Genomic DNA, 13,208 nt, shown 5'->3' on the forward strand with positions numbered 1-13,208 from the left:
CACCCCGCACCTAGACTGTCACTCAATGCATCCAAAGGGGCGCATCTCGGGCTCTGGGCGGTGCATGGCAACGAGGAGAAAACGTCCATGGACATGAACCGACGCCAGTTTTTCCGCGTGAGCGGGGCTGGCTTGGCGGCGTCCAGCCTGGTGGCCCTGGGTTTTTCACCCACCGCCGCGCTGGCTGAAACACGCGCCTTCAAGCTGACCCACGCCACCCTCTCGCGCAGCATCTGCCCCTACTGCTCCGTCAGCTGCGGCATGATGATCTACAAGCTGGGCGACGAGGCCAAGAACGTGCACGAGCGGGTGATCCACATCGAGGGCGACCCGGACAACCCCGTCAGCCGCGGCTCGCTGTGCCCCAAGGGCTCGGGCGTCATGGACATGATCAACTCGCCCGCCCGGGTCAAGTACCCCGCCGTGCGCGAACCCGGCAGCAAGGAGTGGAAACGCATCGGCTGGGACGAGGCGCTCACGCGCATCGCCAAGCGGATGAAGGACGACCGTGACGCCAACTTCCAGGCCAAGAACGCGGCCGGCACCCCGGTCAACCGCTGGACCACCACCGGTTTCCTGATGTGCAGTTCATCCTCCAACGAGTCCAGCTACCTCACGGTGAAGGTGGCGCGCGGCTTGGGGATGGTGGGGATCGATACACAAGCACGCGTCTGACACGCGCCGACGGTGTCCAGTCTGGGCCCGACTTTCGGTCGCGGAGCGATGACCAACTCGTGGACCGACATCCGCAACACGGATCTCGTTCTCGTCATGGGCGGCAATGCCGCCGAAGCCCACCCCGTTGGCTTCAAGTGGGTGGTGGAAGCGATGGAAAAGCGCAAGGCCAAGCTGATCTCGGTCGACCCGCGCTTCAACCGCACCTCGGCCGTGGCCGACTTCTATGCGCCGATCCGCAACGGCACCGACATCGCCTTCCTGGGCGGCGTGATCAACTGGCTGCTGAGCCACGACAAGATTCACCACGAATACGTCAAGTTCAACACCGACGCCACCTTCCTGACCAAGCCCGGCTACGGCATTGAAAACGGCCTGTTCAGCGGCTACGACGAGGCCAAGCGCAAGTACGACAAGTCCACCTGGGGCTACCAGCTGGACGAGAACGGGTACGTCAAGGTCGACGACAGCATGCAGGACCCCGCGTGCGTGCTGCAGCAGCTCAAGAAGCACTACAGCCGCTACACGCCCGAGATGGTCAGCAAGATCTGCGGCACGCCGCAGGACAAGTTCCTGAAGGTGTGCGAGATGCTGGGCGAGATGTCCGCGCCCGACAAGACCAGCACCATCCTGTACGCGCTGGGCTGGACGCAGCACACCGTGGGCAGCCAGAACATCCGCACCATGGCCATGATCCAGCTGCTGCTGGGCAACATCGGCCGACCGGGCGGCGGGGTGAATGCGCTGCGCGGGCACTCCAACGTGCAGGGCGTGACCGACATGAACGCCTATGCCGAGGTGTTCTCGGGCTACCTCAGCGCACCCACCGACAACGACGACAGCTACGAGAAGTACCTCAAGCGCTGCACGCCCAAGCCCCTGCGGCCCAACCAGTTCAACTACTGGAGCAACTTCCCGCGCTTCTTCAACAGCCTGATGAAGTCCTACTTCGGCAAGGCCGCCACGCCAGAGAACAACTTCTGCTACGACTGGGTACCCAAGCTGGAGGGCGGCTTCGACGCCATGCACCTGTTCGAGCTGATGCACCAGGGCAAGATGAACGGCTTTCTGTCGCAGGGCTTCAACCCCCTGGCCACGGTGCCCAACAAGAACAAGCTGTCGGCGGCGCTGGCCAAGCTGAAGTACCTGGTCATCATCGACCCGCTGGAGACCGAAACCTCCGAGTTCTGGCAGAACCACGGCCCCTTCAACGACGCCAAGCCCGAGAGCATCCAGACCGAGGTGTTCCGCCTGCCCAGCAACTGCTTTGCCGAGGAGGAAGGCAGCCTGACCAACTCCAGCCGCGTGGCGATCTGGAAGGAAGCTTCCATCGGCCTGCCGGGCGAGGCCAAGGTCGACTCGGAGATCATGGCGCTGCTGTTCGTCAAGCTGCGCGAGATGTACGCCAAGGACGGCGGCGCCTTCCCCGAGCCCATCCTCAACCTGGCCTGGGACTACGTGCAGCCCAGGCAGCCCTCCTCGGCCGAGCTGCTGCGCGAGATCAGCGGCAAGGCCCTGGCCGACGTGCAGGCCCCGGCCGACCCGGCCAACCCCACGGCGCCGCGCGCGGTGCTGGTCAAGGCCGGGCAGCAGCTGCCGGGCTTTGCCATGCTGCGCGACGACGGCTCGACCGCCTGCGGCAACTGGCTGTACTGCGGTGCCTGGTCGGAGGCCGGCAACCTGACCGCGCGCCGCAGCCTGGACGACCCGACCGGCCTGGGCGTGTACGGCAGCTTCGGCTATTCGTGGCCGGCCAACCGCCGCATCCTGTACAACCGCGCCAGCGCCGACCCCAGCGGCAAGCCCTGGGCGCCCAACAAGAAGTACGAGTACTGGAACGGCAAGGCCTGGACCGGCGCCGACGTGCCCGACATGATGCCCACGGCCGCGCCCGAGATGGGCATGGGCTCGTTCATCATGAACCCCGAGGGCGTGGCGCGCCTGCACGCCATCGGCATGGCCGAGGGGCCCTTCCCCGAGCACTACGAGCCGTTCGAAACCCCCATCGGCGTCAACCCCCTGCACCCCGACAACCCCAAGGCGCTCAGCAACCCCTGCGCCCGCGTGTTCAAGGGCGACATGGACGCCTTCGGCAAGAAGGAGGAGTTCCCCTACTCGGCCACCACCTACCGCCTGACCGAGCACTTCCACCTCTGGACCAAGCATGCACGGCTGAACGCCATCGTCCAGCCCGAGGCCTTCGTCGAGATCAGCGAGGAGCTGGCCAAGGAAAAGGGCATCCAGCTCGGCGACAACGTCAAGGTCAGCAGCAACCGCGGCCACATCGTCGCCAAGGCGGTGGTCACCAAGCGCATCAAGCCCTGGAACGTGAACGACCAGAAGGTGCACCTGGTAGGCATTCCGTTCCACTGGGGCTTCAAGGGGCAGACCAAGAACGGCTACATCGCCAACACGCTCACGCCCTTCGTGGGCGACGCCAACTCGCAGACGCCGGAGTTCAAGGCGTTCCTCGTCAACATCGAGAAGGTGTAAGCCATGTCCAGTCTGCAATCGCAAGACGTGGTCGCCCGCTCGGCCACCACCACGCCCCCGCCCCAGGCACGCTCGCACGTGCCCGAGGTCGCCAAGCTCATCGACGTCTCCAAGTGCATCGGCTGCAAGGCCTGCCAGGTGGCGTGCATGGAGTGGAACGACCTGCGCGACGACGTCGGCACCAACGTCGGCGTCTACACCAACCCGATGGACCTGTCGGCCCAGTCGTGGACCTTGATGCGCTTCTACGAGGTCGAGCCCGAGCCCAATCACCTCGAGTGGCTGATCCGCAAGGACGGCTGCATGCACTGCGACGACCCGGGCTGCCTCAAGGCCTGCCCCTCGCCCGGCGCCATCGTCAAGTACGCCAACGGCATCGTCGACTTCATCAGCGAGCACTGCATCGGCTGCGGCTACTGCATCAAGGGCTGCCCGTTCGACATCCCGCGCATGAACCCGGTGGACAACAAGGTCTACAAGTGCACCCTGTGCTCCGACCGCGTGGGTGTGGGCCTGGAGCCGTCCTGCGTCAAAGCCTGCCCCACCGGCGCCATCACCTTCGGCCCCAAGGACGACATGGTGACCTATGGCGAGCAGCGCGCGGCCGATCTGAAGGAGCGCGGCTTCAAGAGCGCCGGCCTGTACAACCCGGCCGGCGTGGGCGGCACGCACGTGATGTACGTGCTCAAGCACGCCGACCAGCCGGCGCTCACGGGCCTGCCCGCCAACCCCAGCATCAGCCCCTGGGTGTCGATGTGGAAGGGCCTGTCCAAGCCGGTCGGCCTGGCCGTCATGGCCGGCGCCGCGCTGGCCGGCTGGTTCCACTACCTGCGCAAGGGCCCGCTGGAAGTCTCCGACGAAGACGAGGCCCTGGCCGCCGCCGACGCCGCCAACCCCACGCAAGGAGAGCCGCGATGAAAAAGCTCCAACTGCAGCGCTACAGCGCTGGCCAGCGCTCCAACCACTGGGCCGTCGCCACCTGCTTCGTGCTGGCGGCGGTCTCGGGCTTCGCGCTGTTCCACCCGGCGCTGTTCTGGCTGACGGCGCTGGTGGGCGGCCCGCAATGGGCGCGCATCCTGCACCCCTACCTGGGCATTGCCATGTTCGTGCTGTTCCTGGGCCTGTTCTTCGCCTTTGCCGGCGCCAACGTCTGGCGCAAGGAAGACTCGCAGTGGCTGGGCTCGGCCGGCAAGCTGGTGTCCGAGGGCAACGCGGCGCAGATGCCGGCGGTGGGCAAGTACAACGGCGGACAAAAGCTGGTGTTCTGGCTGTTCGCCCTGTGCCTGATCGTGCTGCTGGTCACCGGCGCGCTGTTCTGGCAGGCCTGGTTCGCGCCCAGCGTGCCGATCTGGCTGCAACGCATCGCGGTGGTGCTGCATGCGCTGGCCGCCTTCGGCCTGGTGCTCACGGTCATCGTGCACGCCTATGCCGCCATCTGGGTCAAAGGCACCGTGCAGGCCATGACGCGCGGCACCGTCAGCGCCGGCTGGGCGCGGCACCACCACCCGCTGTGGTACCGTGAGCAGGTGCAGGGCCGCACGGCCAAGGCCCCGTCCAAGTGAGTTCGTATTAACCTTCTCGACACGGCCGGCCGGTGCCCCGCATCGACGGCCGTTTTCATTGCCTTGACCACCCCAAGCACCCCACCCGAGCTGCCCTCCCCCGAGCAAATCGTTCTGCGCGCGGGCATCGACATTCCGCCCTTCATCGCACCCAGGCCGGCCACGCTGTTTGCCGAACGCGCGCTGCGCCTGCGCCAGCTTGCAGCCGGGCACGCCCTGCGCGACTACCTGCTGCTGATGGCCGTGGTGTGCGAGGCCCTGCATGAGCGCGCGCAGACCCAGCCCACCCCCGAAGCGCCCAATGCCAACGCCTTGGCTGCTGCGCAGATCAGCGACCAGCCGCTGCTGTTGCCCCGACAGGGGGCGCGTCTGGCCCATTGGCGCACCGGGCTGCGTGCCGCGCTGAGCCAAGTGCTGAACAAGCTGCCCGCAGACAGCCCGGCCCGCGCCGCCGTGCAGGCCGTCATCGCCCTGCCCGATGCGACGCTGGAGCAGCAGGCCGACCGCCTGCTGGCTGGCATCACCCTGGGCCTGGACCTGGCCGCTGCGCCCTTCATCGCCGCCGGACTGCAGCTGTACTGGGCGCAGTGGGCGGCAGCCACCGCCGCCGCCCACCCCAAGGCCTTCGATGCCCCCGCCGACCGCTCACGCTGCCCCTGCTGCGGCAGCCTGCCCACGGCCAGCATCACCCGCTCGGGCCAGGGCTTTAAAGGCCAACGTTACCTGCATTGCTCAGTGTGCAGCTCGCAGTGGCGCCTGGAAATGGTGCAGTGCAGCCACTGCGGCACGCACAAGGACATTCGGTACCAGGCGCTGCAGGCGGCCGAAGAAACTGGCGCCCCCGCCACACGCGCCGCGGTCGAAGCCGAAACCTGCGAGGCCTGCCATCACTACCTGAAAATCGTGCACCAGGAGCGCAACGCGCATGTCGAGCCCGTGGCCGATGACCTGGCCACACTCACGCTCGATCTGCTGGTGTCCGATGCCGGCTACCAGCGCCACGGCACCAACTTGCTGCTGCTGTTTGGCGACAGCGAACCCGCTACGCCGGAGCCTGCCTGATGCCCCGGCCCGAAGAATCCGTGGTCCACGGTTCGCAGGCCTCCCGCAGTGCCCAGGCCCTAGCCCAGCCGCACGAATTGCCCGCGCTCGACAGGCTGCTGCGCCTGCCTTCAGTTGCCGTCCTCATCGCCGAACATGGCCACACCCTGGTGGCGGCGCAGGCGCGCCAGTTGCTGGGCGAGCTGCGCGAGCAGGCCGTGGCCGGCACCCTGCCCGCACCGCGCATCGCGCCCGACGCCCTCGCCGCCGCCCTGGCGCAGCAGGTACAAGCCCACCTGGCCCCGCGCATGCGGGCCGTGCTCAACCTCACCGGCACGGTCATCCACACCAACCTGGGCCGCGCCCTTTTGCCCGCCAACGCGCTGGCGCAGGTGCAGGCGCTGATGGCCGCGCCCAACAACCTCGAATACGAGCTGGCCAGCGGCGGGCGCGGCGAGCGCGACCACCTCATCGAGCCCCTGCTGTGCGAGCTGACCGGCGCCGAAGCCGCGACCGTGGTCAACAACAACGCGGCCGCCGTGCTGCTGGTGCTGGCGGCGCTGGCCGCGCGCAAGGAGGTGGTCATCTCGCGCGGCGAGCTGGTCGAAATCGGCGGCGCCTTTCGCATCCCCGACGTGATGAAAAGCGCCGGTGCGCGCCTGCTGGAAGTGGGCACCACCAACCGCACCCATCGGGCCGACTACGAGCGTGCCATCGGCCCGCGCACCGCGCTGCTGATGAAGGTGCACACCAGCAACTACGCCGTGCAGGGCTTCACCGCCGCGGTGGATGAGGCCACGCTCGCCCCCCTGGCGCACGCGCACGGCCTGCCCCTGGTGACCGACCTGGGCAGCGGCGCGCTGATCGACCTGGGCGCGCACGGCCTGCCGCGCGAGCCCACGCCGCGCCAGATGATCGAAGCCGGCTGCGACGTGGTCACCTTCAGCGGCGACAAGCTGCTGGGCGGCCCGCAAGCCGGCCTGATCGTCGGCACCCGCGCCGCCATTGAGCGTATCCGCAAGCACCCGCTCAAGCGCGCCCTGCGCCTGAGCAAACTGCCCCTGGCCGCGCTGGAGGCCACGCTGCGCCTGTACCTGCGGCCCGAGCGCCTGACGCAAGACTTGCCCACGCTGCGCCTGCTCACGCGCCCATTGGCCGACATCCAGGCCACCACCCAGGCCGTGCTGCCCGCCGTGCTGGCCGCGCTGGCGCCGCGCTTTGCCGCCTGCACCGTGGCGCTGCACAGCCAGATCGGCTCGGGCTCGCAGCCCGTCGAGCGCCTGCCTTCGGCGGGCCTAGCCATTGCCCCGGTCGACAAAAAAGGCGCTGGCCGTGCTCTGCTGCAACTGACCCAGGCGCTGCGCCAATTGCCCACGCCGGTGATTGGCCGCATCCAGGACGAGCGCCTGCTGCTGGACCTGCGCTGCCTCGAGGATGCCAGCCTGTTTTTGGATCAAATCGGCCTCTTGCCGGCATCCAATCTGCGCAAGCAGCTCTCCGATTGATAGCGCCATGATCATCGGCACCGCCGGCCACATCGACCACGGCAAGACCACCTTGGTGCGCGCCCTCACCGGCGTGGACACCGACCGCCTGCCCGAGGAAAAAAAGCGCGGCATCAGCATCGAGCTCGGCTACGCCTACCTCGACACCCCCACGGGCGAGCGCATCGGCTTCATCGACGTGCCCGGCCACGAGCGCCTGGTGCACACCATGGTGGCCGGCGCCAGCGGCATAGCCCACGCCCTGCTGCTGGTGGCCGCCGACGACGGCCCCATGCCGCAGACGCTGGAGCACCTGGCCGTGCTGTCGCTGCTGGGCATCGCGCACGGCACCGTCGTCATCACCAAGAGCGACCGCACCACGCCCGAGCGTGTGCAGGCGGTGCAGGCCGAGATGGCCGCGTTGTTGCAAGACACACCGCTGGCCAACGCGCCCATGGTCGCCGTGTCGGCCCACACCGGCGCCGGCATCGACGCCCTGCGCGCTCTTCTTTTTGAAGCGAATCGCGCAACATCCGCGCCGGCTGCAGGCCCAAAAGACCCAAACGCCTTTCGCCTGGCCATCGACCGCGCCTTCACCCTGGCGGGCATCGGCACCGTGGTCACCGGCACCATCCACGCCGGCACGGTGAACGTGGGCGACGAGCTGGCCCTGCTGCCCGGCGAGCGCGGCCAGCCCCTGCGCGCCCGCGTGCGCAGCCTGCACGCGCAGGACCAGGCCGTCACCAGCGCCCACGCCGGCCAGCGCTGCGCCCTGGCCCTGGCCGGCATCGAGCGCGACGCCGTCACGCGCGGCCAATGGCTGACCGACCCCGCCGTGGCGATCGCGACCACACGCATGGACGTGCGCCTGCACCTGTGGCCGGGCGAAGCCAAGGCCCTGCGCTCGGGCGCGCACGTGCAGGCCCACATTGGCGCGGCGCACGTCAACGCCACCGTGGCCCTGCTGGATACCGACGCCCTGCCCCCCGGCGGCACCGCGCTGGCCCAACTGGTGCTGGCCGCCCCGGTGGGCGCCTGGCACGGCGAGCGCGTGCTGCTGCGCGACGCCGCCGCCAGCCGCACCCTGGCCGGCGCGATGGTGCTCGACCCCTTCGCCCCCACGCGCTACCGGCGCACGCCGCAGCGCCTGGCCGAGCTGCAAGCCTTGCGCCAGCCCAGCACCAGTGAGCGCCTGCACGCCCTGCTGGCCGTCGCCCCTCATGGTGTTGATCTGACCCGCTTTGCCGCCGCCCAAGGCCTGGCACAGCCCCCGCACGCCGATCTGCCCCCCGATACGCTGGCGCACGATGGGTTTGCGCTGGGCGCTATCCAAACCGAAGCATGCGCCACCGCCACGCTGGGCGCGCTGCAGGCCTTTCATGACCAGCAGCCCGACGAGCTGGGCCCCGACGCCGCCCGCCTGCGCCGCCTGGCCGCGCCGCGCCTGCCCGCCCCGCTGTGGCAGGTGCTGCTGGCGCGGTTGGCCGCGCAAGGCCGCATCCAGCGCCATGGCCCGGTGCTGCACCTGCCCACGCACGGGGCCGAGCTGTCGGCCACCGAAACGCGCATCGCGCAAAAAGTGGCCCCCGCGCTGCACGCCGCCGGCTTCGAGGGCGCCTGGGCGCGCGACCTGGCCCGCGACGCCCACGAGCCCGAGCCGCTGGTGCGCACCACCCTGGCGCGGCTGGCGCGGCGCGGCGAACTGCACCAGGTCGTCAAGGATTTGTTCTATCCGGCCGCCGCCATGCAGCAATTGGCCGCGCTGGCCCGCCAGGTGGCCGCCAGCCACGCCGACGAGGTGCAGGCCGCCGACTTTCGCGACGCCACCAGCCTGGGGCGCAAGCGGGCCATTCAAGTTCTGGAATACTTCGACCGCATCGGCCTGACCCGGCGCGTGGGCGACACGCACCGCCTGCGGGCCGACAGCGCACTACTGCAATGATCAAAACGGAAAGGCAACCATCCTGGTGGGTGGGCCGGGCTTCAAACCCGGTGGGTGGCGCCAAGCGCCGCCGGGTGGGTTCGACTCCCATGCCTTTCCGCCTGGACGTGTCCACCCCCAGACTCCACTCGCTTCGCGATGTTGCGCCTCCCCCCTTGGAGGGGGCACGCCCTCTGACCGGGGAAACCCCGGCCAGGGTCTTACGCGCATGGCCTGCTTCGCGGCCTTTTGGCTCTTTGGGTGTTTGCGCTGCTGACGATAGATATGGTCTGGGTCACGGCTATGAGTAACGCCTTGACTTCCTCGCTCATCACCCTGCCCGCCGATCTGCACGTGCTGATCGAGCATCAGGTCTGGGCGCGGGTGCAGGGCGACGGCACGGCCACGGTGGGCATCACGCAGTTGGGCATCGCGCTGTCGGGCGAGATCTACATGTGCCGGCCCAGGCGCGTGGGCAGCGCGGTGGTGCAAGGCAGTACGGTGGCGGTGGTGGAGTTGTCCAAGTCCATCGTGGCCGTCAAGTCACCCGTCACCGGCACGATTGTCGAGGTGAACCCCGCACTGGAAGACCGGCCCGACTGGGTGCACCGCGACCCCTACGGCGCGGGCTGGATCGCGCGCCTGCGGCTGGACGACTTCGCCACCGATCAGGCGCAACTGCTGCATGGCGCGGCGGCCAGCGAAGCCATGGCCGAGCATGCGCGGCGCTTTGCGTCCGAGCTGATTCCTGCCACCAGCACGGCACCCAAAGCCCAGCCATGAGCTTTGCCGAACACAGCGTTGCCGGCGTCGCCATCCTGCTGTGGGCAGCCGACGCCAGCGTGCCCGAGCGCCTGGCCACGCCGTTTTTTCACGCCGCCGCCGCCGCTGCCATGGACGTACCGGTGGAGATCGGCTCTCCGGAATAACTTGTGGAACAGGTGACCATGCAGTATCCTCCTGAGTCGGATTTTCGTGTGGAAAGGAAACCAAGTGAAACTGCATCCTAAGACCGCCGCCCTTGTGGACCGGTTCGCCGCAGCTCTGAAGGAAAAACTCGCCGCCGCAGAGGAGAAGTACGGCTACTCCGACGGGTGGGCGACTGACGACTGGATGGGCGAGTGTCGCAAGGAACTGCGGAAGCACGTTGCAAAAGGGGACCCACTGGATGTGGCGGCCTACTGCGCATTCCTGTGGCATCACGGCGAGGCGACCACCGGCCCATGTCCGCACGCAGACTACTGCAACGAGACGGGCTCCTGCGCGAACGGATGCGATGACCGGATGCCTCGGCTGACGGACCAAGATGTGGCCGACTGCTTGGGTCGGTCGTTCGATGCGGCGGGGAATATCCTGCCCAGCACCTTCGCACGCGAGGTTCTCCGGGCGGCTCAAGTCTTGGTCCGAGAGAAGTGAATTGACTGCCTTTTTCTTCATCTGCGCAGCCCTGTACTGCGCGTGGTTCATCCTGAGGTTCCTGCTATGAACGAGAATTACGAGGGCGCGCTGGCCAAGATTGACGCTGCAAGGAAACTGGCCCGGCAGACGATGGCGAAGCATGGCAAAGAGGAGGTGTGCGACCCGCCAATGGGCATCGACACGCCCCAGAGGCCGGCGCTGCCGGCTTGGCAGGACGTGTTGGGCGCTGCCGAGCAGCTCGTCCGGCAGAAGCCCGCCTTCCCCAAGTACATCAAGGGCACGGTCTTGGAGAACGATGTGCCGGTGTGGATTGCCACCTTCACCCAGCAAATGCTGGTGCGCGAGCTGTCTCGCATCCGGGCTGTCATCGCTTCCGACCGCTGTGACGGTGATACCGACTACGCAGCGGGAGCCAACGCCGCCCGAGCCAAGTACCTCGCCGCCATTGACAAGCGGTGACCCCATCCACACGACAATCCGGGGATGACGGACATCCTCGACCTGAAGGGCTGGACGGTGCTGGGTCGCACCGAGGAGGACGGGGCGGACGTGCTGGAGGCGGAGTACCCGCTGCCCATGCCTACCGCCTGCCCAAAGTGCGGCACCCTCGACTGCATCTACCGGCACGGCACCAAAGCTACTACTTACGTCGACATTCCGATGCGCGGGAAGCCGGCCAAGCTGCGGGCGAAGGTCCAGCGATACCGGTGCACCTCCTGCAAGGAGACCTTCCTGCAGCCGCTGGGCGGCATCTTGGAGGGCCGGCGCATGACGGAGCGCTGCGCCACCTACATCAAGGCCCACAGCCTGCGGGACACCTTCACCCGCATCGCGGAGAACGTGGGGTGCGACGACAAGACGGTCCGGACGCTGGGGGCGGAGTACATGGCCGAACTGGAGGCCAGCCACCGGCCGGAGATGCCAGACTGGCTGGGCATCGACGAGACCCAAATCGACGGGAAGATGCGCTGCGTCCTGACGGACATCGGGGAGCGCCGCATCCTCGACATGCTGCCGGACCGGGACAAGGCGACCTTGGCGGGGTGGCTGCACCGGTTCAAGGACCGGCACTGGGTCAAGGGCGTGGCCATCGACATGTGGCGGCCGTACCGGGACGTGTCGCACCAGATGTTCCCTGGCCGACCGGTGGTCATCGACAAGTTCCACGTCGTCCGCATGGCGAACTACTGCATGGAGCGGGTCCGCATCCGGCTCCAGAAGCAGCGCAAGGCTGGCGAGCGGCGCCTGTGGCTCCAGTCCAAGGCGATGCTGAACATGCGGTACGCCAAGCTGGCCGAGAAGGGCCGGTTCAATCTGGACATGTGGCTGGCCAACGAGCCCGAGCTGGCCGCCGCCTACGGGCTGAAAGAGGCGTTCTACAACATCTACGACCTGCCCAAGGCGCAGGCCGTGGCGGCCTTCGACGCCTTCCCGGGGACCATCCCAGCCAGCCTGAAGGCGGACTTCAAGACTCTCACGACCGCCATGAAGAACTGGCGGACGGAGATTCTGGCGTACTTCGACCACCCCATCACCAACGCCTACACCGAGGCGCTGAACGGGGTCGCCAAGACCATCAACCGGCAGGGCCGGGGGTACACCTTCGAGGTGCTGCGCGCCCGTCTCCTGTACGGCAAGGGGCCGCTGGAGCCGTGGCGGCTGGCGACCGTCTACCCTGCCAACCCCACCCAGTTGCAGCTCCTGAAGCGGGAACAGGGCAACCGGTGCCAGAGCTGCGGCTGCGAGCTGGGACGGACCAAGGACGACAAGGCGAACGTGGTCGTTCTGGTGCGCGGCAACACCCGCCGGCAGCAGCTCATTTGCGGGCTGTGCAACGTCGGTTTCCACACGGAGGCACTCAATCACCGGAAGCCTCCTTCAACACAGAAATCCGGATAGCCTGGAGATCTACTTCAGCGCCGCCAGCGTACGCCTGCTGCTGCCCGGCGTGGCCGCCGGCCTGCGCGCCAGCCCCCGAGTGGACAAGACCATCGCCGACAACCTGCGCGAGGCCACGGCGCTGGGCGCGCAACTGTTTGCCTGCAGCGACGCACTGCACGCCCAAGGCATCGAGGCAGCTCAGTTGATGCCGGGCGTGCAGCGAGGCGGCGCGGTGCAGTTCATGGCCCGTGCCATCGACCGCGACTGGCGCGTGCTGGTGTTTTAAGCCAGGCGCTCCACCACGCAAAAACTCACCGCGTAGTCGCTCTCGTCGCTGAGGGTGATGTGCGCCGTCAATCCCTGCGCCTCGAACCACGTCTTCAGCTCGCCGTGCAGCACGATGCAGGGCGCACCGCCGGGGGCGTTGCCGATCTCGCAGCGGCGCCAGTGCATGGGCAGGTGCATGCCCAGGCCCACGGCCTTGCTGAACGCCTCCTTGGCCGAAAAGCGCGTGGCCAGATAGCGCAGGCCGCGCTCGGGCCAGCGGGCGCTGCGCCGGTGCCACACGGCCAGCTCGGCCTCGCTCAGAATCTTCTGCGCAAAGCGCTCGCCGTGACGCTCGACGCTGGCGCGGATGCGGCGCACGTCGCAGATGTCGGTGCCGATGCCGTGGATCATGGATTCAAACCAAAAAGCCCTTGGGTCCACATGCAATGCGGGCAAGCAGCTATC

General features: G+C 68.0%; 13 protein-coding genes and 1 tRNA gene. 13 read left to right on the plus strand and 1 reads right to left on the minus strand.

Annotated elements, in window-relative coordinates:
- The first annotated feature begins 87 nt into the window (after window positions 1–87).
- The 13 genes from fdnG (at window position 88) to H6927_13125 (ending at window position 12,762) form a co-directional block, all read left to right on the plus strand.
- Window positions 88–3,168: a formate dehydrogenase-N subunit alpha gene (fdnG, locus tag H6927_13065; protein ID MCP5219027.1), complete on the plus strand. Its 3,081-nt coding sequence runs from the start codon at window positions 88–90 to the stop codon at window positions 3,166–3,168.
- 3 nt (window positions 3,169–3,171) lie between these two features.
- Window positions 3,172–4,086, plus strand: coding sequence for a formate dehydrogenase subunit beta (fdxH, locus tag H6927_13070; protein MCP5219028.1), 915 nt, complete (start codon window positions 3,172–3,174; stop codon window positions 4,084–4,086).
- A complete protein-coding gene (locus H6927_13075; protein MCP5219029.1) occupies window positions 4,083–4,730 on the plus strand; it encodes a formate dehydrogenase subunit gamma in 648 nt (215 codons plus the stop codon). The genes fdxH and H6927_13075 overlap by 4 nt, the downstream gene beginning before the upstream one ends.
- A gap of 63 nt (window positions 4,731–4,793) precedes the next feature.
- The gene (gene fdhE, locus H6927_13080) at window positions 4,794–5,792 is read left to right on the plus strand and encodes a formate dehydrogenase accessory protein FdhE (protein MCP5219030.1); all 999 of its coding nucleotides are present in this window, start codon (window positions 4,794–4,796) and stop codon (window positions 5,790–5,792) included.
- Complete coding sequence (locus H6927_13085) at window positions 5,792–7,276, plus strand: L-seryl-tRNA(Sec) selenium transferase (GenBank protein ID MCP5219031.1); 1,485 nt, start codon at window positions 5,792–5,794, stop codon at window positions 7,274–7,276. The genes fdhE and H6927_13085 overlap by 1 nt, the downstream gene beginning before the upstream one ends.
- 7 nt (window positions 7,277–7,283) lie before the next feature.
- The gene (selB, locus tag H6927_13090) at window positions 7,284–9,197 is read left to right on the plus strand and encodes a selenocysteine-specific translation elongation factor (GenBank protein ID MCP5219032.1); all 1,914 of its coding nucleotides are present in this window, start codon (window positions 7,284–7,286) and stop codon (window positions 9,195–9,197) included.
- A 7-nt stretch (window positions 9,198–9,204) separates the two neighbouring features.
- A tRNA-Sec gene (locus H6927_13095) sits at window positions 9,205–9,297 on the plus strand.
- 194 nt (window positions 9,298–9,491) lie between these two features.
- A complete protein-coding gene (locus H6927_13100) occupies window positions 9,492–9,959 on the plus strand; it encodes a glycine cleavage system protein H (GenBank protein ID MCP5219033.1) in 468 nt (155 codons plus the stop codon).
- A complete protein-coding gene (locus H6927_13105; GenBank protein ID MCP5219034.1) occupies window positions 9,956–10,105 on the plus strand; it encodes a hypothetical protein in 150 nt (49 codons plus the stop codon). The genes H6927_13100 and H6927_13105 overlap by 4 nt, the downstream gene beginning before the upstream one ends.
- Window positions 10,106–10,169: 64 nt before the next feature.
- Window positions 10,170–10,592: a hypothetical protein gene (locus tag H6927_13110; protein MCP5219035.1), complete on the plus strand. Its 423-nt coding sequence runs from the start codon at window positions 10,170–10,172 to the stop codon at window positions 10,590–10,592.
- A gap of 66 nt (window positions 10,593–10,658) precedes the next feature.
- Complete coding sequence (locus tag H6927_13115; protein ID MCP5219036.1) at window positions 10,659–11,054, plus strand: hypothetical protein; 396 nt, start codon at window positions 10,659–10,661, stop codon at window positions 11,052–11,054.
- Window positions 11,055–11,078: 24 nt separating this feature from the next.
- Window positions 11,079–12,494 carry an ISL3 family transposase gene (locus H6927_13120; GenBank protein MCP5219037.1) on the plus strand — a complete coding sequence of 472 codons (1,416 nt, stop codon included), beginning with the start codon at window positions 11,079–11,081 and terminating at the stop codon, window positions 12,492–12,494.
- Entirely contained in the window at window positions 12,457–12,762 is a 306-nt protein-coding gene (locus H6927_13125; GenBank protein ID MCP5219038.1) for a DsrE family protein, read from the plus strand. The genes H6927_13120 and H6927_13125 overlap by 38 nt, the downstream gene beginning before the upstream one ends.
- Here the strand turns inward: H6927_13125 and H6927_13130 are convergent.
- Window positions 12,759–13,154: a holo-ACP synthase gene (locus H6927_13130; GenBank protein ID MCP5219039.1), complete on the minus strand. Its 396-nt coding sequence runs from the start codon at window positions 13,152–13,154 to the stop codon at window positions 12,759–12,761. The two genes, H6927_13125 and H6927_13130, sit on opposite strands and share 4 nt — an antisense overlap.
- Between the last annotated feature and the right edge of the window lie 54 nt (window positions 13,155–13,208).

It is taken from the genome of Burkholderiaceae bacterium (assembly GCA_024235995.1).
Taxonomy (GTDB): Bacteria; Pseudomonadota; Gammaproteobacteria; order Burkholderiales; family Burkholderiaceae_C; genus Ottowia.